Origin of the sequence: Clostridium transplantifaecale, assembly GCF_900626075.1 — a bacterium.
Lineage (GTDB): Bacteria > Bacillota > Clostridia > Lachnospirales > Lachnospiraceae > Otoolea > Otoolea transplantifaecalis.
The window spans coordinates 638,610-662,084 of record NZ_UYZY01000001.1 but is presented as its reverse complement, the minus strand read 5'-3'; the positions used below and the strand labels follow the sequence as shown (position 1 = coordinate 662,084).

Here is a 23,475-nt window from a genome sequence, read left to right as displayed (position 1 = left end):
GCCATCCCGAACCCTGGCCTGCGGCCGCTGCGCATTCCACAAGCGGGAGCGAGTCCCCGTAGGAATTTTTTTCCCTGGATTCCCCATCACCACACCCTGCAAGCCGGGACTGAAGACTCACCACCCCCTCCCCCACCCCGTCCGCTATCTCTCAGAAGCGTCCTCCCATCTCAACTAAACCCCCTCATGCCGATAAAAAAATAAGCTACCGCGTTGCTTTTTTACTCAAACTTTTGTATACTATGCTAAGTAGAAGATAGAAAATATGTTTGGAGGCTTAGATACAGTGGCAGGCACGAGCAGGAAGAAACAGGATACAGGCAGCAGGAAGAAGCAGGCGGGTACGACGAACACAAAGCGTTCAGGCACTGGTAGAAAAAAGGCGGCTCCGGCCGTAGAAGAGAATAGTTTTATGGGGACGGAAGTGGCGATTATTGTTTCATTTGCAGTATCGGTGCTTCTGTTTTTGAGTAACTTTGGCCTTTGCGGCGCAGTGGGCGATTTTTTCCGCAAGGTGATGCTGGGAGTTTTCGGGAGCATGGGTTATGCAGCTCCGGTACTCCTCTTTTTGGGCACCTGTTTTTATATGTCCAACAGGGGAAATTACAGGGCGTTTTTGAAGATGGGAGCCGTGGTTGTCGTGCTCCTGGCACTCTGCGGCCTGGACCAGATGACATTTGGCGGAGGACTGAAAGAGGGCTGGAAACTGGGGCAGTATTATGTCCAGTCGGGAACCAGCGGTGACGGCGGCGGATTTGCGGGCGGAGCGCTTGTGCTGATGCTCTGTCCGGCCCTTGGAAAAGTAGGCACTTATCTTGTCCTGATTGTCGCTTTGATTCTGGGCGCCGTGTGCATAACGGAAAAGTCCCTGGTAAGCCTTGTGAAAAAGGGCAGCGGACGAGCCTATGAATACGCCAGGGAAGATATGAGCAGGAGACGTGAAATCCATGAGGAGCGCAGGGAAGAGAAGAGGCGCATGAGGGAAGAACAGCGCGTGCGCGGCGTGGATTTGGACGCCACCAACTTAAACGATGCTCCGCTGATGCGTGAATTTGCGGCCGGTATACCGGAGGGAACCCTGCTGGCCGATGACGATACGGCCATGGATATGGAAGCGGATACTCCGGCAAAGCAGGCGGTGAGCGGCGGGGAGAATATGGAACGGCCCGGAAATCCGGCCGATATTTTCCGCGGAAGCATTGCTATGCCCCATTATGCCGCTGAGACAGAAGAGGAGGAAGCAGCCGCCGCATCGGAGCGGACAAACGCTGTGCCTGATGAAAAACCGGCTGCCGCTGCGGACATAAAGAAGGAAGGCAGAAAGAGAGACAGGTCCAGCGAGGAGACGGACGATATCCTTAAGAATATCTATGTGAGGCGCGACACCAGGACCTTTGAAGAATTTTCCGGTGAAGAGCGCGAGATAGGGGGCAGGCATCCCGGTTTTACAGCCGTGAACACGTCCGATTATGCGGAGGAGGAAATCCCCTGGGACGGCGGAGAGGATCCGGAGGGCTACTATACGGAATCTTATACGGAACCGTCCCCCGAACCCGAGCATTTTGATGATTCGGAACAGGTGAACCGTTTCTATGATGAGTATGAAGGAAACGAGCCGTACGGAAGCGCTGAGGCAAATTACATAGAAGACGAAATTTACGAAGATACGGACGCAGGCGCCCCGGAAGACGAGGGGCTTAATTACGACAGCTTCTATGTCCCGGAGGAGCCTAAGACCGTTGTCACGTCATCGGGCAAGGTGATCGAGACGGATACGGAGATGGTCCGCAAGACCATGGAGAAGAAGAGGGCGGAGAAAAAAGCCCGGCCCGAGGACGAAATGAGCGTCAATGAGCAGATTGAAAAAAGAGCCGAGGCCGAGAAGGTTGTAAAGAAGGAATACAAGGTTCCTCCGCTGGATTTATTGAAAAAGGGAACAAAGAACAACGGAGGATTTTCTGAAAAAGAGTATAAGGAGACGGCCATCAAGCTGCAGCAGACGCTGCAGAACTTTGGCGTCGGCGTTACCGTTACCAATATCAGCTGCGGCCCGTCCGTAACAAGGTATGAGCTTCACCCGGAACAGGGCGTGAAGGTCAGCAAGATTGTCGCGCTCTCGGATGACATCAAGCTGAACCTGGCTGCCGCGGATATCCGTATTGAGGCTCCGATCCCCGGGAAAGCGGCTGTGGGAATCGAGGTTCCCAATAAGGAAAATAACGTGGTCCTGCTCCGCGATCTGCTGGAATCGGAGGACTTTAAACGTCACGGCTCCAGGATGGCGTTTGCCGTCGGCAAGGATATTGCGGGACAGGTGGTTGTGACCGATATTGCAAAGATGCCCCATCTTCTGATTGCAGGCGCCACCGGTTCCGGTAAATCGGTGTGTATCAATACGCTCATTATGAGTGTGATTTACAAGGCAAAACCCGACGAGGTCAAGCTCATCATGATTGACCCGAAAGTCGTGGAACTCAGCGTATACAACGGAATCCCGCATCTTCTGATTCCGGTTGTAACCGATCCGAAGAAGGCATCCGGCGCCCTGAACTGGGCCGTAGCCGAGATGACGGACCGCTATAATAAATTTGCCAAATACAATGTCAGGGATTTAAAAGGCTACAACGAAAAGGTAGAGTCCATTGCGGATGTTGACGATGATAAGAAGCCGGAGAAACTCCCGCAGATTGTCATTATCGTGGACGAGCTTGCGGATCTCATGATGGTTGCCCCGGGGGAGGTGGAGGATTCCATCTGCCGTCTGGCCCAGCTTGCCCGCGCCGCAGGCATCCATCTTGTCATTGCCACCCAGAGGCCGTCTGTTAATGTCATTACGGGTCTTATCAAGGCTAATATTCCGTCCAGAATCGCATTCTCCGTATCGTCGGGCGTGGATTCCAGGACAATCATCGATATGAACGGTGCGGAGAAGCTGCTTGGAAAGGGAGATATGCTCTTTTATCCTTCCGGTTACCAGAAACCGCAGCGTGTGCAGGGCGCCTTTGTCTCGGATCAGGAGGTATCGCGCGTCGTTGAATTCCTGACGGAACAGGGAATGACGGCGGAGTACAATCCCGAGGTGGAGTCCAAAATCAGCACTGCGTCCTTCAGTGACGGTCCATCCGGCGGCAGTGACCGGGATGCTTATTTTGTCCAGGCGGGCCGGTTTATTATCGAGAAGGACAAGGCATCCATTGGAATGCTGCAGAGAATGTTCAAGATTGGTTTCAACAGGGCCGCCAGAATCATGGATCAGCTGGCCGATGCAGGCGTTGTCGGGGAAGAGGAAGGCACGAAGCCCAGAAAAGTCCTGATGACCATGGAACAGTTCGAGAACATGATGAGTGAATAACAGGGTACGGCGGGTATTTGACGCATGGAAGTGATTGTTTTGCCCTGAAATGCGTATGATAAATCAGGAGGAACTACAATGAAACTTAGAGAATGGCTTAGTGAGATGAAATATGAGCTTCTGCAGGGAAACCTGGACGAAGAGGTAAACGAGGTGGTCTACGACTCCAGGAAGGCCGCGGAGCATTCGGTCTTTATCTGCATGCGGGGAGCGAATGTGGATTCCCACAAATTTATTCCGGACGTCATTGCGAAGGGAACCAGGGTTCTGGTGACGGAGAAGGCGGTGGAGGTGCCTTCCGATATCACGGTCTTAAAGGTTGAAAACGGAAGGAATGCCCTTTCCCTGCTTTCGGCCGCCCGTTTCGGATACCCGGCCAGAAAGATGACGACGATCGGCGTGACCGGAACAAAAGGAAAGACCACATCCACTTATATGATAAAAGCGATCCTGGAGGCGGCAGGGGAAAAGACCGGCCTGATAGGCACTAATGGGGCGATCATCGGGGATGAACATTACCAGACTATGAATACCACCCCTGAATCCTATCTCCTGCAGCAGTATTTTGCAAAGATGGTGGAACAGGGCTGCCGTTACATGGTGATGGAAGTCTCCTCCCAGAGCTATCTGATGCACCGGGTGGACGGAATCTTTTTCGACTATTCCATCTTCCTCAATATTTCCAATGATCACATCGGACCGAATGAGCATGCCAGTTTTGAAGAATATCTTTACTATAAAAAACAGCTTCTGCAGAACAGCCGCCTCTGCCTCGTGAACCGGGACGACGGACATTACAGTGACATAATCGAGGGTTCTAAGGCAGAGATTAAGACATTTTCAATGGAACACGACGCGGATTTCATGGCCGGGGATGTGAAGTACATAAGGGAAGATAATTTTGTCGGCCTTGATTTCAAGATGACCGGGGAGTACAGCATCGAACTCCGGGTTAATGTCCCGGGACTGTTCAATGTTTATAATGCGATGGCTGCCGCAGGAGTGTGCAGTTATCTGGGGTTACCGGCGGAAAAGGTGGCACATGCCATGGAACACATGCAGGTGGACGGCCGGATGGAGATTGTCTACAAATCGGCGAAGTGCACGGTGATCGTCGATTACGCCCACAATGCAGTCAGCATGGAGAGCCTTTTAAGGACTCTCAGGGACTATAATCCCAGGCGCCTCGTCGTTGTCTTCGGCTGCGGCGGGAACCGGGCGAAGGACAGAAGGTATTCTATGGGAGAGATCGGCGGAAAGCTGGCGGACCTTTCGATTATTACGGCGGACAATTCACGTTTTGAGAAGGTGGAAGACATCCTCACGGATATCAAAACAGGCCTTGCCAGGACGACGGGAAAGTTCATCGAGATTCCAGACCGGCGGGAAGCGATCGAATACAGCCTGTCTCACGCAGAAGATGGCGATATCATTGCGATAATCGGTAAAGGTCATGAGAATTACCAGGAAATCGAGGGCGTAAGGCATCCGTTCTTAGACAGGACCGTGGTGGAGGAAGCCGTCAAAAAGCTTGGGATGTTAGAATAGAAGAGATATGGAGCATTCAGACAATGGAAAATATCAGGGTAAAAGAGATTGTGGAGGCGGTAAACGGCCGTCTCCTCTGCGGCAGTGATGAAACGCCGTTAAACCATATAAGCATTGATTCCAGAAGCATGAAAGGAGCGGATCTTTTTGTGCCCCTGATCGGTGAAAAGGCGGATGCACACCGCTTTTTAAAGCAGGCATTTGAAAACGGCGCGGCGGCTTCACTGACCTCGGAGCACGATGAGGCGCCGGAGGAACTTACAGGGGCGCTTATCAGGGTGGAGGATACGAAGAAAGCCCTTCAGGATATCGGCAGATATATCAGGGAGCGTCTCACGCTGCCTCTTGTCGGCATTACCGGAAGTGTGGGGAAGACCACCACCAGAGAGATGGTTGCGGCGGCGCTTTCGGCGGGATACAGGACCTTTAAGACGCCCGCTAACCACAACAGCCAGGTGGGAGTCCCGATCACAATATCCGAAATTTCAAACGAAGACGGAATCGGTGTTTTGGAGCTGGGTATGAGCGAACCGGGGGAGATGGAAGTGATAGCGGATATCGCCCGCGTGGATACGGCCGTGATTACCAACATCGGTGTAACGCATATTGAAAATCTCGGTTCCAGGGAGAACATCCTGAAAGAAAAGCTTCATATCCAGGATGGGATGAAGGCAGGCGGAACCCTGTTTTTGAACGGAGACAACGATTTGCTTCAGAATGTGAAAGCCAAAGAGGGCTGTAGTACGGTCTATTATGGACTGGGGGAAAACTGCGGTTACCGTGCCGTAAACATTGCCTTTGACAATGGCTTCCCCTCCTTTGACATGGTTCATGGGGACACGGCGCTGCCGGTAAGGCTGGAAGTGATGGGGGAACACAACATATTGAACGCACTGGCTGCGCTGGCCGTGGCGGATCACTATGGCGTGCCGTTAAAAGACGCGGCGGAGGCGCTCAGGCAATTTGACGGCTTCAAAAACCGCCAGCAGATTTATGTAACCGGCGGCGTTACGGTGATTGACGATACCTATAATGCAAGCCCTGATTCCATGAAGGCTGGAATCCGTGTGCTGGCATCGCTGACGGGCTGCAGGAGAAGAATTGCCGTTCTGGCTGATATGAAAGAGCTGGGGGAAAACGCTCCCCTGTTCCACCGCGAGATCGGAATCTTCCTGACGGGACAGCCGGTGGATGAAGTGGTGGTTTACGGGGAACTGGCAGAGGAGATTGCAAAAGGCGCGGAGGAAAAAATCAAAACCGCAGTCTTTAAAGAAGCACAGAAACAAGAGATGACACAGTACCTCGAAACACTTCTTCAGGAAGGCGACGCCGTGCTTTTTAAAGGTTCCAACAGCATGAAGCTGGGGGAAACGGCTGCACACTTTATCCGGAGAGGAACGATGGAATGACAAAATACACCTATGCCGATATAATTATTGATATATCCCATGAGAAGGTAGACCGCACGTTTCAGTACAGGATACCGGAAGAATTGGCGGGAGAAATCTATGTGGGGGTGCGCGTTAAGGTGCCCTTCGGCAATGGGAACGCGGCCCGCAGCGGGTTCGTGGTGGGCTTGAGCAACACGCCTGAATTTGATACGGAACGGATGAAAGAGATAGCTGGGGTTGTGACCGGGAGTATATCGGTCCAGTCCCAGCTAATTCAGCTTGCATGGTGGATGCGTAAGACGTACGGTTCCACGATGAACCAGGCTCTTAAGACGGTCCTTCCGGTCAAGCAGAAGATGAAGCCGAAGGAGAAGAAGAGCATCCGATGCCTGCTTGAAAAAGAGGAACTTCGGGATGCCATAGCCGAGGCGGAAAAAAAGAATTATAAGGCCAGGCTCCGGCTGTTGAAAGCGCTTGACGAAACACCCGTGATTCCTTCGGAGGTGGCGGAAGCCCAGCTCCAGATCACGGCGGCCACGTTAAAGCCGATGATCGAAAAGGAACAGGTGGAGATTTTAACGAGGGAGGTATACAGGACTCCGTTCAAATCCCTGACCCACACCGGCGCCGCCGCCAGCTTGAATGAAGAACAGAAGGAGGCGGCCGGGCGGTTCCTTACGGAGTATGATGCAGGACTTCGGAGCACCTATCTTCTTTACGGAATTACGGGCAGCGGAAAGACAGAAGTTTACATGGAGCTGATGGATCATGTATTAAACCAGGGCAGGCAGGTAATCCTTTTGATACCGGAGATTGCGCTGACCTACCAGACCGTTATGCGCTTCTACAGCCGTTTTGGGGATCGGATTGCAATTATCAATTCCAGGCTTTCGGCAGGCGAACGCTACGATCAGTGGGAACGCGCGGCAAAGGGGGAGGTCTCGGTAATGATAGGCCCCCGTTCCGCGCTGTTCACCCCGTTTCAGGATCTGGGGCTGATTATCATAGACGAGGAGCATGAGGGCGCCTATAAGAGTGAAACTATGCCGCGTTACCATGCCAGGGACGTGGCGCAGAAGAGGGCTGAACTGTGTAGCGCCAGTCTGGTGCTCGGGTCAGCCACGCCGTCCATGGAGGCGTACACCAGGGCGGTGAGCGGCGAATACAGGCTCCTGGCCCTCAAGAACAGGGCGGTGAGCGGCAGCGCCCTGTCCCAGGTGGACGTCGTCGATCTGCGGAAGGAGATGGCCGAGGGGAATAAGAGTATGTTCAGCAGGAGACTAGTACAGCTGATAGAGGACAGACTGATGAAAAAAGAGCAGATCATGCTTTTTATCAACAGAAGGGGATATTCCAACTTCATTTCCTGCCGTTCCTGCGGTGAGGCGGTTAAATGCCCTCACTGCGACGTATCGCTCACACTCCATAAGAACAACCGCCTGGTCTGCCATTACTGCGGCTATTCGGTGCCCCTGATGAAGCTCTGCCCGTCCTGCGGCTCACCCTATATAGCCGGTTTCGGCGCAGGTACGCAAAAGCTCCAGGAACTGACGCAGAACGCCTTTCCGCAGGCCAGGATTCTCAGGATGGACGCAGACACGACGGCGCGAAAGGGAGGCCATGAAGAGATTCTGGCCGCTTTTTCCGCACACGAGGCGGATATCCTGATTGGCACGCAGATGATCGTAAAGGGCCATGATTTCGGCAATGTGACCCTGGTCGGAATTATGGCGGCCGATCTGTCCCTGAATACGCCGGATTACCGCTGCAGTGAGAGGACGTTCCAGCTTTTAACCCAGGCGGCGGGCCGGGCCGGAAGAGGCAGTCTTTCAGGAAATGTGGTGATCCAGACTTACCAGCCGGAGCATTATGCCATCGTGACGGCGGCGGAGCAGAATTATGAAGAATTTTACCGGCAGGAGATGGTTTACCGCAGGATGATGAGTTATCCGCCAGCCTGTTTCATGCAGGCCGTGCTCTTTTCGGCGAACAGTGAAAGGCAGCTGGAACTTTGCTCGGGCCTTGCCCTGGCCGCGGTGGAGGCCATGGGATACACGGAAAAAGAAGTGCAAATCATAGGCCCCGTCAGGGCGCCCGTATACAAAGTTAATGATATATACAGAAAAATTTTATATATAAAGAGTAAAAATTGTGATATACTTGATAAAATCAGGTGTAATATCGAAACATTGGCGGCAGGGGATGAGAGGTTCAAAACACTGTCACTTCAGTTTGATGTTTCTTAACCTGATTTTAAGAAAAAGAAGTTTATTTACAGAGAGGGAATGAGAAATGGCAATCAGATCAATCAGAACCATGGGGGACGAAGTCCTGGAAAAAGAGTGTAAACCTGTTAAGGAGATGACGGAGCATACCGCTGAGTTAATAGAAGATATGTTTGAGACGATGTACGAGGCGAACGGAGTCGGCCTTGCGGCTCCTCAGGTGGGAATCAGAAAGCAGATCGTCGTAATCGATGTGGACGACGGCAATCAGTATGTGCTGATCAACCCGGAGATTACGGAGACGGAAGGCAGCCAGACCGGTTCAGAAGGCTGTTTGAGCGTACCGGGCAAGACGGGTATCGTCACAAGACCGGAAAAAGTGAAGGTAAAAGCCTTAAACGCAAAGATGGAAGAGTTTGAGCTGGAGGGTGAAGGCCTTCTTGCAAGGGCGATCTGCCATGAATGCGACCATCTGAAGGGACAGCTCTATGTAAGCCTTGTGGAAGGCAAGCTGGAAGATGTGATGATGGAAGAGGAAGAGGATTAAGAATGAGAATTGTATTTATGGGTACGCCTGATTTTGCCGTCCCGACACTGGAGGCGCTGATCAGGGGAGGACACCGGGTGGAAGCCGTTGTGACCCAGCCCGACAAGCCGAAAGGCAGGGGGAAAGCGGTGCTCATGACTCCTGTGAAGGAGAAAGCGCTGGAATATGGGATACCTGTCTACCAGCCGTCCAGGATAAAGAAGGACGAAGAATTTTTCCACATCCTTGAGGAGATTGCTCCCGATGCGATTGTGGTGACCGCTTTCGGCCAGATTCTTCCCGAGAGAATTCTGAATCTCCCGAGATACGGCTGTATCAACGTACACGCGTCTCTGCTTCCGAAGTACCGGGGCTCTGCGCCGATTCAGTGGGCCGTGATCAACGGCGACCGTGAATCGGGCGTCACCACGATGATGATGGATGTGGGCCTGGATACCGGCGATATGCTCGAGACAACCGTTGTGGCTCTGGATGAGAAGGAAACCGGAGGAAGCCTGTTTGACCGGCTCAGCACCGCGGGCGGGGAATTAATTCTCTCCACCCTCGAAAAGGCGGAGAACGGGACGCTTTTAAGGACCAGACAGCCGGAAGAGGGCGCCTGCTATGCGGGAATGCTTGACAAGGCGCTTGGTAAAATAAACTGGGATATGGAAGCAGAGGCCATCGAGCGCCTGATCCGGGGCCTGAATCCCTGGCCGAGCGCCTACACCTCCTATGAGGGAAAGACGTTAAAGCTCTGGGATGCAGAGGTAGTTTCCTGTGATGAGGCAAAAGTAACGCCGGAAGCCGTAAACGGACAGATTGTCGGCGTTTTGAAGGACAGTTTTCTTGTAAAAACGGGAAAAGGCTGCCTGAAGATTAATGAACTTCAGCTGGAAGGCAAAAAGAGGATGGATACGGGCGCATTTCTGCGTGGGTATCCGGTGGAAGAGGGGACGGTTCTGGGAGAATAATGATTGTCTTCCGGGATAAGTATGAAAAACGCCTGATATGAATCGAGTGATGAAAGGAGTTTTTTATGTACGGCTATGGATACGGATATTATAACCTGTTTGATCCGACAATGATACTTGTTTTAATAGGTGTTGTGCTTTCGATGATAGCTTCATCCAAAGTCCAGAGCACCTATGCGAAATATTCCAGGGTCAGAAGCATGACCGGGATGACCGGCGCCGAGACGGCCAAACGTCTTTTAAATTCCCAGGGAATATACGACGTGCAGGTGCGCAGAGTGGCCGGCAATCTGACGGACCACTATGATCCGAGGAGCAAGACGGTAAACCTGTCGGAATCGGTCTATGATTCGGCATCGGTTGCGGCAATCGGCGTGGCGGCCCATGAGTGCGGCCATGCAATTCAGGACAATACGGAATATGTACCCTTAAAAGTCAGAGGAGCCATTGTTCCGGTTGTGAATATCGGCACCCAGCTTTCCTGGCCGATGATTATCCTGGGTATTTTCATTGGAGGCGCAGGTTCCCCGCTGGTGCAGATCGGCATTCTGCTGTTTACGCTCTGTGTTTTATTCCAGCTTGTAACGCTTCCCGTGGAATTCAACGCGTCCTCGCGCGCCGTAAAGCTTCTCGATGAGACGGGAATCCTTTCCGGAGAAGAGGTCGGATATACGAAAAATGTACTGGGCGCAGCCGCGCTCACCTATGTAGCGGCAGCCGCAGGCTCTATTTTACAGCTTCTGCGTCTGTTAATCCTGTTTGGAGGAAGAAGAGATGACCGTTAAAGAACCGGCTCTCAGGGAGATTATCCTGGATATACTGCTCGAAGTGCTGGAAAAGGGGAAATACAGCCATGTGATTCTTTCACAGGCGCTCACGAAGTACCAGTATCTGGAGAAGCAGGACCGTTCCTTCATTAAGAGGGTTGTGGACGGTACGGTGGAGTACCTGATTCAGATTGATTATATTATAAATTCATATTCTAAAGTAAAAGTAAATAAAATGAAACCGGTGATCCGCACGATCCTCAGGATGTCTGTATACCAGATCTGCCATATGGACCGTGTCCCGGATTCGGCCGCCTGCAATGAGGCGGTAAAGCTGGCTGAGAAGCGCGGCTTTTCAGGCTTAAAAGGCTTTGTAAACGGAGTGCTCCGAAGCATATCCAGAGGAAAATCGGATCTTAAATTCCCGAATGACTCCGTCCGGTATTCCGTTCCGGAATGGCTGCTTGCCATGTGGAAAAAGTCGTACGGTGAGGAAACATTGAAGGTGATGCTTGAAAGCCTTCTTACGGAACGTCCCCTGACGGCCAGATGCTGTCTTAATAAGGCCGGTAAACAGCAGATTATCGACTCGCTGAAGGCACAGGGAGTTACGGTGGAGGACAGCCGGTATGCTTCCGATGTTATCCGTCTTAGCGGAGTGGACTATCTGGAGAGCCTGGATGCGTTCAGGCAGGGGCTGCTTCAGATCCAGGATTTGAGTTCTTCCCTGGCGGGGGATGCCGCCGGGATTAAGGAAGGCGATTACGTGATCGATGTGTGCGGCGCGCCGGGCGGGAAAGGCCTTCACGCCGCCGATATCCTGAACGGCACCGGCATGGTGGAAATCCGGGATATCAGCGATGCGAAAGCAGCTATGATAGAGGAAAATATCGCAAGAAGCGGCCTTGGCAATGTAAGGGCCGCCGTCTTTGACGCACTCACATTTGACAAAGCATCCGAGGAGGCCGCCGATGTCGTAATAGCCGATCTTCCATGTTCCGGCCTTGGAATTATAGGCAGGAAACCCGACATCAAATACAATATGACTCCCGGGAAGCTGCATGAGCTGGCCCGCCTTCAGAGGGAGATTCTTTCCGTTGTGCACCGGTATGTAAAACCGGGCGGTACGCTGGTCTACAGCACATGTACGGTCAACAGGGAAGAGAATGAAGAGAACATGCGCTGGTTTATGGAACATTTTCCCTTTGAACCGGTGAACATAAAAGGACGTTTGGGAGAAGAACTTGCGGAACCGACCATGGAGTCCGGGTATATCCAGTTTCTGCCCGGAGTGCACCCCTGTGACGGTTTCTTTATCGCAGTCATGAGGAGAAAACAGTAGTATTATGGAAAAAACAGATATTAAGTCGCTGACGCTTCCGGAGCTTAAGGATCTACTGCATGAGATGGGAGAAAAACCATTCCGCGCAGGCCAGCTCTACCAGTGGATGCATGAAAAACTGGCGGCTTCTTTTGATGAGATGACAAACCTTTCAAAGGAGCTGCGTGAAAAATTGAAGGAAAACTGCACCTATACCACCCTGAGGACGGTATGCGTGAAGATTTCCAAAATAGACGATACGAGAAAATACCTGTTCGAGCTGAATGACGGCAATGTGATTGAGAGTGTCCTGATGAGATACAAACACGGAAACTCTGTCTGCATCTCTTCCCAGGTCGGCTGCCGGATGGGCTGCCGTTTCTGCGCCTCCACCCTGGACGGACTGGAACGGAATTTAACTCCCTCCGAGATGCTTGAACAGATCTACCGCATCCAACGGGATACGGGGGAGCGTGTCTCCAATGTCGTCGTGATGGGTTCTGGCGAACCGATGGATAATTACGATAATCTGATCCGTTTTATCCGCCTGCTCTCCGGAGAAGGCGGACTGAGTATCAGCCAGAGAAATATTACCGTTTCCACCTGCGGCATCGTGCCGGGCATCCGGAAACTGGCGGAGGAAAAACTGCAGATCACGCTGGCCCTTTCCCTGCACGCCCCGAATGATGAGGTGAGGAGGGAACTGATGCCGATTGCCAGGCGATACAGCCTGGATGAGGTGATGGATGCCTGCCGCTACTATTTTGAGAAGACGGGGCGCAGGCTTACTTTTGAATACAGTCTGGTTCAGGGAGTAAATGACAATCTGGATGAAGCCAGGGCCCTGGTGCGTCTGATTAAAGATCAGCACGGCCATGTCAACCTGATACCGGTTAATCCGATAAAAGAGAGAGATTACGTCCGTTCCGGCCGTCAGGCCATCGAAGCATTTAAGAACCTGCTGGAAAAAAGCGGCATCAATGTTACGGTCAGAAGAGAGATGGGAAAGGACATTGACGGCGCCTGCGGACAGCTTAGAAAAAGTTTTATAGACGACGAAAGGAAAGAGGGAGAATGAAAGCATACGCCTTGACAGATGTCGGCCGTGTCCGGCAGATCAACCAGGATTATCAGTTTGCCAGCACAGAATCTGTGGGGCCTCTTTCAAACCTGTTTATCGTAGCAGACGGTATGGGAGGCCATAAAGCGGGGGATTACGCATCCCGCTATCTGGTGGAACACCTTGTATCTTACATAAAAGAATGTGACGATGGGAGCGCGGTATCCGCCATTAACAACGGAATCGCAAAAATAAACCGGGAACTGTATGAACAGTCTCTCACAAATACGGAACTGGCCGGAATGGGGACTACGATTGTCGCAGCGACAATCGAAGATTCCACCCTCTACGTAGCTAATGTCGGTGACAGCAGGCTTTATCTCATCGAGCGGGAGGGTATCAGCCAGATTACCAGGGATCATTCCTTTGTGGAGGAGATGGTCTCCATGGGACAGATGGACAGAGGCAGCAGCGAATATAAGGAAAAAAAGAATATTATCACCAGGGCCGTGGGTATCGGCAGGAAAGTCGATGTGGACTTTTTCGAAGTTCCTTTAAAGCCGGGCGATTATATTCTGCTGTGTTCAGACGGACTGACAAACATGGTTGACAACTCGGCCATATTCCGTCTGGTGCTTTTGCCGGGTTCACTTCAGATGAAAGCCAGGGCTCTCGTTGCGCTGGCGAATCAGAACGGGGGCAGGGATAACATAGCCGTCATCCTTGCAGATCCCCAGATAAGCGAGGTGAATCCATTATGATGCTGCAGCCGGGAAGTTATTTACAGGACAGATATGAGATACTCGCCATGATTGGCGTGGGCGGTATGTCGGAAGTTTATCAGGCCAAGTGCCATAAACTGAACCGCCTTGTTGCAATAAAGCTACTGAAGGAGGAATTCAGCCAGGATTCTAATTTTGTCAGCAAGTTCAAGATGGAGGCCCAGGCGGCCGCCGGTCTTTCCCACCCCAACATTGTAAGCGTCTATGACGTTGTGGATGAGGGCGATCTCCATTATATTGTGATGGAGCTGATAGAAGGCATTACGCTCAAGAGTTATATCCTTAAAAAGAACCATCTGGGGGTCAAGGAGACGATCGGCATCGCGATCCAGGTGGCCCAGGGTATTGCGGCCGCCCATGACCAGCATATCGTCCATCGTGACATCAAACCGCAGAATATGATTATTTCGCGCGACGGCAAGGTCAAGGTTGCCGATTTCGGAATTGCAAGGGCCGTGTCTTCCCAGACTATCGGTTCCAATGCCGTGGGCTCCGTGCACTATATTTCGCCGGAGCAGGCTAAGGGCGGCTACAGTGACGCCAGAAGCGATCTCTATTCGCTGGGAATCACGATGTACGAGATGGTGACGGGACAGGTGCCATTTGACGGAGATAATACGGTGACAATTGCGCTGGCCCATTTAGAGGAGCCGGTGCCGCCCCCAAGCCGTTTAAACCGGGATGTCACTCCAAGCCTGGAGCGCATTATTCTAAAATGTACGGCGAAGAAACCGGAGCGGCGCTATCAGGATGCGTATGAACTGATTGCCGATCTGCGCCATGCGCTGGTGGATCCGGAGGATGAATACCTGAAACCGGAACCGCAGCTGGACGAATCATCTCCTACGGTAATCCGTGATCAGGGTGAAGTGGAATTTGTGCGCGATACACAGCGCCGCAATACTTCGACAAACCACGGAGAAGGATGGGATGACGGAATCGATGTTCCTGTTATAAGAAGAGAACCCAGAACTCCGGCAGCCCCTCCGGCCAGGAAAAAGAAAAAAGATCCTTCGGACGATGTAAACCCTCAGATCGAAAAAATAATGACCACGATTGGAATTATAGCCGCAGTTATTATCGTAGCCGTGGTTCTCGTTATCTTTGCAAGACTGGGAGGAATTTTTAACCTGGGTTCCGGGAAGACTCCGGATAAGAGCACGGAATCTTCGGTTCAGACGGAAGAAACGCTCAACAGCACCGAATGTAAGGTTCCGCAGCTTCTCGGACTGAGCGCGGAACAGGCGGAGACAACATTAAAGGACGCATTCCTGAAAATAAGATACGAATACGACGACTCGGAAGATGAGAAAGAGGGACTCGTTATCAGCCAGAGCGTCCTGGCGGGAACCATTGTCTCAAAACAGTCTGAGATCGTTGTTACGGTCGGACTCGGAAGCGGCAGGGTGGACCTGACGAAGATGGGATTGACTGAGATGACAGCGGAAGAGGCCGAACAGGCGCTGGAAGCCCAGAAACTTCTTGTGGAACTACAGGATGAATCGAGTGAAACAATCGAAAAGGGCAAGGTGCTGCGTTTCGATCCGGAAAAAGCGGAGCCCGGTTCGACGGTGAAGCTCTTTGTAAGTTCCGGCCCGGCTATCCCTCTTGTTCCTATGATTGAAATCACGGGGATGTCGGAAGAGGATGCCAAAACGGCCCTTGAGGCAATCGGCCTGACACTTGGAGAACGCAAGGAGGAAAAGAGTGAGGATGTGGCCAAAGGCATGATTATCAGCCAGGATATCCTGGCCCCGACCGATACTCCGCAGGGAACGGCCGTTGGTTACACGGTCAGCACGGGCAAGGGAAAACAGTATATAGCCGTAATTAACGACGATTTTCCGCTGAAGGATCTGTTCGGCCCCAGTTCAGGCGATATGCAGATTCAAGTCCGGATTATAGCGATACAGGATGTGGATGGAAGAAAAGTAGAAAAAGAACTTATGCCTCCGCGGACAATGGGCGGCAATATCACGATTCCCGTCCATTACAGGATTACGGGAGAGCCGGGTGTTCTAACCGGAGAACTTCAGATCCAGGACCTGAGCAACGACAAAGTACTGAAGTCCTATCCTCTGGAATTTCTGGAAGTGGATGAATAAGGGTAAATGAGACGAATGGAAGGTAAGATTATCAAAGGCATTGCCGGTTTTTACTACGTCCACGACGGACACAGTGAAATATACGAATGCAAGGCAAAAGGAATTTTCAGAAACAGAAATATAAAACCGCTGGTGGGGGACGACGTCGAATTCACGGTTCTCGATGAAAAGGAAAAGACCGGGAATATCGACGCCATCCTGCCGCGGAAAAACAGGCTGATCCGCCCGGCCGTCTCGAATGTAGACCAGGCCGTGGTGGTTTTTGCCGTGACGGAACCGATGCCGAACCTGAACCTGCTGGATCGGTTCCTTGTCATGATGGAGCGCCAGGAGATACCGGTAATCATCTGTTTTAACAAAATTGATCTGTCCGGGGAGGCGGAGATTGAGAGGCTGAAGGCCATCTACGGCCCGCCCGGCTATCCGCTCCACTTCATCAGCACCTACGAAGAATCGGGGCTAGAGGAGCTTCACCGGCTGATTGCCGGTAAAACGACCGTTCTGGCGGGTCCCTCCGGCGTAGGGAAATCGTCCATCACCAATTATCTGCAGCCGGAAGCCAGGATGGAGACGGGCGTTGTCAGCGAAAAGATAAAAAGAGGAAAGCATACGACAAGACATTCGGAGCTTTTCTTTGTTGAAGAAGGAACCTATATGATGGACACTCCGGGATTCAGCTCCATGTATATTGAAGACTTGGAACCGAATGAACTGAAAGACTATTTTCCGGAATTTTCCGCCTATGAGGATGAGTGCCGTTTCCTTGGATGCATCCATGTGGGCGAAAAAGTGTGCGGAGTGAAGACGGCCGTGGCAGAAGGGAAGATAGACCGGAGCCGTTACGACAATTACCTTCTTCTTTACCAGGAATTAAAAGATAAGAGGAGATACTGATTATGATTATTTTAGCACCCTCCATACTGGGGGCCGATTTTAAGCGCCTTGGAGAACAGGTACAGGAAGTAGACAGGGCTGGAGCGCCGTACATTCATCTGGATATTATGGATGGGGCCTTTGTCCCCAGCATTTCATTCGGGATGCCGGTAATCGAGAGCCTTAGAAGCTGTACGGACAAGGTATTTGACGTACACATGATGGTGGAAGAGCCGGGAAGATACGTGGATGCGATGAAAAAGGCCGGCGCAGATTTAATCTGTGTGCACCAGGAGGCATGTATCCACCTGGATCGGACCATCAATCAGATCAAAGAGGCCGGGCTGCTGGCCGGTGTGGCGCTGAATCCTGCGACGCCGGTATCTACGCTGAACTGCATCCTCGACCAGGTGGACATGGTTCTCATCATGTCGGTCAATCCGGGATTCGGAGGCCAGAAGTTCATTCCTTACACCCTGGATAAGATCCGGGAACTGAGGAATCTCTGCAACGAAAAAGGGCTTTCCACGCGTATTCAGGTGGACGGCGGCATCTCGCCATCCAATGTGAGAGAGGTCATCGAGGCCGGCGCAGATGTTATTGTGGCCGGTTCGGCGGTGTTCAAGGGGGATGCCAAAAAGAATGTGCAGACATTCCTGGATATTTTTAGTGAATATGACAAATAATCAAAAAGAGAAGTGATAATGTATGAAAAAGTGTTTGGTTGTAACAGGCGGTTCGATTGATATCTCATTTGTTAAGGATTTTCTGCAGAACCGGAACTATGACTGGGTTATTGCGGTGGACGCCGGTCTGGAGATACTGAATTCCCTGCATATCATGCCGGATGAGGTAGTGGGGGATCTGGATACGGTGGAGCCGTCGGTGCTCAAAGAATACAGGGACAACCCTTCCGTGACATTTGAGATCCATAAGCCGGAGAAGGATGAGACGGATACGGAACTGGCTCTTCTGACTGCCGCCCGCTGCGGTTGCGACAGGGTGGATCTTTTAGGCGCCCTCGGCGGAAGGATGGATCATGAGATCAGCAACATCCAGCTCATTTACCAGTTCTTCAAGCAGGGTATGGAGGTATGCATTTACGACGCCCAGAACAAGCTGTACCTGCTGGACGGCGGAAAAGTGTTCAGACGGTCGGAAATTTACGGAAAATACATCTCTTTCATGCCGCTCACCGAAGTTGTGACAGGGCTGACGTTAAAAGGATTTAAGTATCCGTTAAACAGGCGCCGCATTGAACTCGGTTCCTGTCTCTGCATCAGCAATGAGCTGAACGGGGAAGAAGGGATCATGGAGGTCGAATCAGGCGTCCTGATTTGCGTGGAAGCGCACGACTGAAACTAAATACAGAATAACTGACCTGATTAAAATAATAGAATCTGTATGTTTTTACAAGTACAAATCTATGCTATGATGATGCATATCCGAAGTGAAGGAAATAAGAACCGTAACAAAAGAGGAGAGTTCATCATGACATCAAGAAACACTCAGGCTTACAAAATTGCAATGACCGGGCTTCTGGCCGCCCTCTCATATGTAGTATTTACTTTCGGCCAGATAAGGATTTCACTGCCGGGCGGTGACGCGACATCCATCCATCTTGGAAACGCGGTCTGTGTACTTGGGGCGCTTCTGATAGGAGGCTTTTACGGAGGCCTGGGAGGAGCCATCGGCATGACCATTGGAGATCTTCTGGATCCCGTCTACGTCATCTATGCGCCGAAGACATTTATCTGCAAGCTCTGCATCGGCCTGATTACGGGATTAATTGCACATAAGCTTGGGAAAATCGAGCACAGCAGTGATAAAAAACATATTTTTAATTATACGGTAATAGCAGCATCGGCAGGACTTCTCTTTAATGTGATAGCCGATCCGCTGATAGGATATTATTATAAACTGTGGATTATCGGAAAACCGGCGGCGGAGCTGAGCCTGGCCTGGAATGTGGCTTCCACATCCATCAATGCCGTAACTTCGGCTATTGTATCGGTGGCTGTGTATATGGCGCTTCGCCCGGCACTCAGGAAAGCCGGTCTCTTTTCCGGATTGTCTGCGTAAAAAAAACGATGGGGACAACGAAAAACACATGAAAGATTTGAATATGGCAAATGTTACGGAAAGACAGGTAACATCTTTACAACCTAAAAAAATTGCTGCGATTAACGATATGGCAGGATATGGCCGCTGTGCACTGACAGCGGCTATTCCTGTAATCAGCGCACTGAAGGTACAGTGCTGTCCGCTTGTCACAGCTGTGCTTTCCAACCATGCAGGATATCCCTCCTGCTTTTTTGATGATTACACGGACCGGATGGAGGCTTACATCGAGGAATGGAAGAAGCTTGGCTTTTCCTTTGACGGGATTATGACCGGATTTCTCGGTTCTGCAAGACAGGTGGAAATCGTAACGGAGTTTATCCGTTATTTCAAAAAAGAGAATACGATGCTTCTGGTGGATCCCACGATGGGAGACAACGGAATGGCATACAGCGTCTGCGATCAGCAGCTCTTCGACGGGATGAAAGAACTGATACAGTACGCGGACATCATCACTCCGAACCTGACCGAGGCGTGCATCCTGACGGATACCCAGTACCAGGAAAAGGGATGGAGCAAGAGAAAACTTGCCGATCTGACCTACAAATTACTGCTGATGGGAGCCGGAGCCGTGGTGCTCACCGGAGTGGTCAAAGGCAGCCTCATCCTCAATGTGATTCATGAGAGGGGAAAAGAACCGGTCTTCCAGACTGCCCATTATGTCGAGGGAAGCCACCACGGATCGGGGGATGTATTCTCCGCCGTGATCGGAGCCAGCATCGTAAAAGGCGTCGGCCTGGAGGAAGCGGTCAGAAGAGCAGCCGCATTCACCAGAAAATGCGTCGAGCGCTCCGAAGAACTGGGCGTTCCGGAAGTGGAAGGGCTGTGCCTGGAGGAATGTTTATCCTATTTAATGAAAATTAGCTGAGGAACGAGAACGCCGCCGTCAGGTCGGGAGGCGGGACGGTGAGAGGGCAGTTATGAGTCTTCAGTCCCGGGTTTTGGTTGTCGCGGGTGGGAAATCCGGGCAGAAAATGATTCCTGCGGGAAACGCTTGCGCTCTTCGAAGTTCATAACGGAACTAACCTCGAAAAGACCTCGGTAAGTGCCGATGAACTTCAGGTTCCCTCCGGAATGATTTTCTCCCTCCTTTCCCACAGGCAGGCTATGACCGGGACTGAAGACGCGAAGGTTTTCGCCATTCCGAACCACGGCCTGCGGCCGCTGATTTGTTTGCCGCGACAATACCATCCCCCGCACTTGACGAAAGGGACAATCAGCCTTTGAAGATGCCGGACGGAGCCGAACCCTTCCCAGTCTTCAGTCCCGCCGATAACGTACCCGGGGGAATCCGGGAGAAAACTTTCCGAAGGGGACCTTGGAGCCCGCCGGTGCTTAGTGAGGTTTTTTCGAGCTTAGCATCCGTTGTGCGCTCCACAAGCGGGAGCGAGTCCCCGTAGGAATTTTTTCTCCCGGATTCCCCTTCACCACTCACTACCCCCCGGGACTGAAGACCTATCCAACCAATCCCCCGCCCGCATCCCTCAAAGCCGTCCCCGCATCTCAACTAATAAAGGGCACAACCTGAAATAGGGCTTTCCATAAAGAAAAAACTGTAGTATAATCGACAAAGATATGGCAGTCGGGGAAAAAATTGGCTGCCGCTCACACCGGAGCGATTCCGCGAAGCGTGCCGACAGGCACGGAGCAAACCGAAAGAAAGACAGTTATTAACAGGAGGAAGAAATGTTAGATTTAAAGTTTGTCAGAGAAAATCCTGAAATCGTAAAGCAGAATATTAAAAATAAATTTCAGGACAATAAGCTGTGCCTTGTGGATGAAGTGATTGAACTGGATGCGAAGAACAGAGCAGCCAAGAAAGAAGCGGATGACCTTCGCGCCAATAAAAATAAGATTGCCAAACAGATCGGCGCCCTGATGGGACAGGGGAAAAAGGACGAGGCTGAGGAGATGAAGAAGCAGGTTGCCGAGCAGTCTGCGCGTCTGGCCGAGCTGGAGGAACAGGAGAAAGAGCTGGGAGAGCAGATCTTAAAGAAGATGATGACTATCCCGAATATCATTGATCCGAGCGTTCCGATTGGAAAAGACGACAGTGAGAATGTGGAAGTACAGAAATACGGTGAGCCGGTGGTTCCCGATTTTGAGATTCCTTATCATACGGAGATCATGGAGCGTTTTAACGGAATTGATCTGGACAGCGCCAGGAAAGTGGCAGGAAACGGTTTTTATTACCTGATGGGTGATATCGCCAGACTTCACTCCGCAGTAATTTCTTATGCAAGGGATTTCATGATCAACCGCGGTTTTACTTACTGTGTTCCGCCGTTCATGATCCGCAGCAACGTTGTTACCGGCGTTATGAGCTTTGCCGAGATGGATGCCATGATGTATAAGATCGAGGGAGAGGATCTCTACCTCATCGGGACAAGCGAGCACTCCATGATTGGTAAATTTATCGATACGGTTGTACAGGAGGAAGAGCTTCCTAAGACGCTTACCAGCTATTCCCCATGTTTCCGTAAGGAAAAGGGAGCCCATGGTATTGAGGAGAGAGGCGTATACAGAATCCATCAGTTTGAGAAGCAGGAGATGATCGTTGTCTGCAAACCGGAAGACAGCAAGATGTGGTTTGACAAACTGTGGCAGAATACCGTTGATTTATTCCGTTCCCTGGATGTTCCGGTAAGAACGCTGGAATGCTGTTCCGGAGATCTGGCCGATCTGAAAGTGAAATCGGTCGATGTGGAGGCATGGTCCCCGAGACAGAAGAAGTATTTTGAGGTCGGAAGCTGTTCCAACCTTGGAGACGCTCAGGCCAGAAGGCTTAAAATCCGCGTAAACGGCCAGGACGGCAAATACTTTGCCCACACATTAAACAACACGGTGGTAGCTCCTCCGCGTATGCTGATTGCATTTCTGGAGAACAACCTTCAGGCGGACGGTTCCGTCAGAATTCCTGAGCCTCTGCGTCCATATATGGGTGGAATGACGGAGATCCGCTAATCTGCGGGGATAATACGGATGCCACGGTAAATGCATCCATATTGAACTGTGCGGTTTCGATGAAAAAACCAGATCCGGTTTTATTATATCGGTCCAACAGTAAAATAATATAATGAAAAGGCAGGAGATAACCGGAGACGGCTCCTGCCTATTTTTTAAGGATAGATTGTATTCTTTATCGAGTAGACGGGGATGGAAGTATGAATCATAATATTACATCATTAAAACAATTTTTGAAGAACGAGACGGTGTTCTGCATCGCGGCGCTGCTTGCCTTTCTGTCTTCCCTGTCGGTACGGCCGGGGAAGGAGTATGTGGGGTATATTGATTTCAGGACACTGGCGCTCTTATTCTGCCTGATGGCGGTGGTGGCGGGCATGCAGTCCATCGGTGTCTTTACCCTGCTGGGACAGAAGCTTCTGTCCGGCACCCACGGCACGAAAAAGCTCTCATTTATTCTGGTATTTCTCTGCTTTTTCTGCAGCATGGCAATCACCAACGACGTATCGCTTATCACCTTTGTCCCCTTTACCATTCTGGTCTATCAGATGGTGGGAAAGGAGGAGAGGCTGATTAAATTAATTGTGCTTGAGACAATCGCCGCCAATCTGGGCAGTATGGCGACTCCGGTGGGGAATCCGCAGAACCTTTATCTCTATTCGGTGTCCGGGATTACAATGGCAGAATTCATGGGGGCTGTGCTGCCCTATGCCGTGGTTTCCATGCTTCTCCTTGGTTTTGTCCTGGCCGCAGAGAAGGATGAAAAAATTGAAGTGAAGGTGCGGATGGGAACGGGGCCGGAAGATGCGGGAGCGTTCGTCAAAAGATTGGCCGTTTATCTGCTGCTGTTTCTGTTCAGCCTCCTGGTAGTAATCCATATCGTACCGTGGCAGCTTGCGCTTTTAGCTGTGCTGTGCTGGATGCTTGCCAGAGACAGGAAGGTTTTAAAAGAGCTGGATTATTTCCTTTTGCTGACGTTTGTCTGCTTTTTCATATTCATCGGTAATATGAAGCGGATCGATGCGGTGAATTTATGGCTGAGCAGTCTGATTAACGGCCACGAACTGATAACGGGAATCGCGGCCAGCCAGATTATCAGCAATGTTCCGGCTGCCATTTTACTGTCGGGTTTTACAGGAGAATATAAAACCCTTCTGACAGCCGTAAACCTGGGAGGGCTGGGGACGCTGATTGCCTCCCTTGCCAGCCTCATTTCCTATAAATTTTTTGCCAGGGCCTACGATGAAAAGAAAGGCGTGTACTTTAAAACATTTACCGGATGGAACCTGGCTTTTCTGGCCGTGTTAGCCGCGTTGGCCGTACTTCTGACGGGAGGGCTCTAAGCTGCCGCCTGCCGGCAGTAACGCCATTTGCCGAAGAACTCGGGATTTTCACGAAAAACACGTGAAAACACCTCGCGGAATACATCCCAAGTGAACAGTCACGGAGTCACCTCGCTCTTTTTG

18 protein-coding genes are annotated in these 23,475 nt (G+C 51.3%); all 18 read left to right on the top strand.

Annotated elements, in window-relative coordinates; translation table 11 throughout:
- Positions 1 to 265: 265 nt before the first annotated feature.
- On the top strand, positions 266 to 3,352 hold the full coding sequence (locus EJL91_RS02920; protein WP_206429445.1) for an FtsK/SpoIIIE family DNA translocase: 3,087 nt from the start codon (positions 266 to 268) through the stop codon (positions 3,350 to 3,352).
- 78 nt (positions 3,353 to 3,430) lie between these two features.
- The gene (locus tag EJL91_RS02915) at positions 3,431 to 4,900 is read left to right on the top strand and encodes a UDP-N-acetylmuramoyl-L-alanyl-D-glutamate--2,6-diaminopimelate ligase (RefSeq protein WP_125140460.1); all 1,470 of its coding nucleotides are present in this window, start codon (positions 3,431 to 3,433) and stop codon (positions 4,898 to 4,900) included.
- Between the two features lie 23 nt (positions 4,901 to 4,923).
- Positions 4,924 to 6,309 (top strand): UDP-N-acetylmuramoyl-tripeptide--D-alanyl-D-alanine ligase, encoded by a 1,386-nt coding sequence (locus EJL91_RS02910; RefSeq protein WP_125140459.1) that lies wholly within the window; start codon positions 4,924 to 4,926, stop codon positions 6,307 to 6,309.
- Positions 6,306 to 8,537, top strand: a complete 2,232-nt coding sequence (gene priA, locus EJL91_RS02905; protein ID WP_125140458.1) for a replication restart helicase PriA — start codon at positions 6,306 to 6,308, stop codon at positions 8,535 to 8,537. The genes EJL91_RS02910 and priA overlap by 4 nt, the downstream gene beginning before the upstream one ends.
- A gap of 46 nt (positions 8,538 to 8,583) precedes the next feature.
- Positions 8,584 to 9,063, top strand: a complete 480-nt coding sequence (def, locus tag EJL91_RS02900) for a peptide deformylase (RefSeq protein ID WP_125140457.1) — start codon at positions 8,584 to 8,586, stop codon at positions 9,061 to 9,063.
- Between the two features lie 2 nt (positions 9,064 to 9,065).
- Complete coding sequence (gene fmt / locus EJL91_RS02895; RefSeq protein WP_125140456.1) at positions 9,066 to 10,016, top strand: methionyl-tRNA formyltransferase; 951 nt, start codon at positions 9,066 to 9,068, stop codon at positions 10,014 to 10,016.
- A gap of 65 nt (positions 10,017 to 10,081) precedes the next feature.
- Complete coding sequence (locus EJL91_RS02890; protein ID WP_125140455.1) at positions 10,082 to 10,801, top strand: zinc metallopeptidase; 720 nt, start codon at positions 10,082 to 10,084, stop codon at positions 10,799 to 10,801.
- Entirely contained in the window at positions 10,791 to 12,125 is a 1,335-nt protein-coding gene (rsmB, locus tag EJL91_RS02885; RefSeq protein WP_125140454.1) for a 16S rRNA (cytosine(967)-C(5))-methyltransferase RsmB, read from the top strand. Before EJL91_RS02890 ends, rsmB begins: the two co-directional genes overlap by 11 nt.
- A 4-nt stretch (positions 12,126 to 12,129) precedes the next feature.
- On the top strand, positions 12,130 to 13,182 hold the full coding sequence (gene rlmN, locus EJL91_RS02880; protein WP_125140453.1) for a dual-specificity RNA methyltransferase RlmN: 1,053 nt from the start codon (positions 12,130 to 12,132) through the stop codon (positions 13,180 to 13,182).
- The gene (locus EJL91_RS02875; protein ID WP_125140452.1) at positions 13,179 to 13,925 is read left to right on the top strand and encodes a Stp1/IreP family PP2C-type Ser/Thr phosphatase; all 747 of its coding nucleotides are present in this window, start codon (positions 13,179 to 13,181) and stop codon (positions 13,923 to 13,925) included. The genes rlmN and EJL91_RS02875 overlap by 4 nt, the downstream gene beginning before the upstream one ends.
- Positions 13,922 to 16,051 (top strand): Stk1 family PASTA domain-containing Ser/Thr kinase, encoded by a 2,130-nt coding sequence (gene pknB, locus EJL91_RS02870; protein ID WP_125140451.1) that lies wholly within the window; start codon positions 13,922 to 13,924, stop codon positions 16,049 to 16,051. The genes EJL91_RS02875 and pknB overlap by 4 nt, the downstream gene beginning before the upstream one ends.
- Before the next feature lie 15 nt (positions 16,052 to 16,066).
- The gene (rsgA, locus tag EJL91_RS02865) at positions 16,067 to 16,945 is read left to right on the top strand and encodes a ribosome small subunit-dependent GTPase A (RefSeq protein WP_125140987.1); all 879 of its coding nucleotides are present in this window, start codon (positions 16,067 to 16,069) and stop codon (positions 16,943 to 16,945) included.
- Between the two features lie 2 nt (positions 16,946 to 16,947).
- Positions 16,948 to 17,610, top strand: coding sequence for a ribulose-phosphate 3-epimerase (rpe, locus tag EJL91_RS02860; RefSeq protein ID WP_125140450.1), 663 nt, complete (start codon positions 16,948 to 16,950; stop codon positions 17,608 to 17,610).
- Between the two features lie 22 nt (positions 17,611 to 17,632).
- On the top strand, positions 17,633 to 18,283 hold the full coding sequence (locus EJL91_RS02855) for a thiamine diphosphokinase (RefSeq protein ID WP_125140449.1): 651 nt from the start codon (positions 17,633 to 17,635) through the stop codon (positions 18,281 to 18,283).
- 132 nt (positions 18,284 to 18,415) lie between these two features.
- Positions 18,416 to 19,006, top strand: coding sequence for an ECF transporter S component (locus EJL91_RS02850; protein WP_125140448.1), 591 nt, complete (start codon positions 18,416 to 18,418; stop codon positions 19,004 to 19,006).
- 43 nt (positions 19,007 to 19,049) lie between these two features.
- A complete protein-coding gene (locus tag EJL91_RS02845; protein ID WP_243125214.1) occupies positions 19,050 to 19,913 on the top strand; it encodes a pyridoxamine kinase in 864 nt (287 codons plus the stop codon).
- 818 nt (positions 19,914 to 20,731) lie between these two features.
- A complete protein-coding gene (gene serS, locus EJL91_RS02840) occupies positions 20,732 to 22,009 on the top strand; it encodes a serine--tRNA ligase (RefSeq protein ID WP_125140446.1) in 1,278 nt (425 codons plus the stop codon).
- A gap of 200 nt (positions 22,010 to 22,209) precedes the next feature.
- On the top strand, positions 22,210 to 23,352 hold the full coding sequence (locus EJL91_RS02835) for an SLC13 family permease (RefSeq protein ID WP_125140445.1): 1,143 nt from the start codon (positions 22,210 to 22,212) through the stop codon (positions 23,350 to 23,352).
- Positions 23,353 to 23,475: the final 123 nt, after the last annotated feature.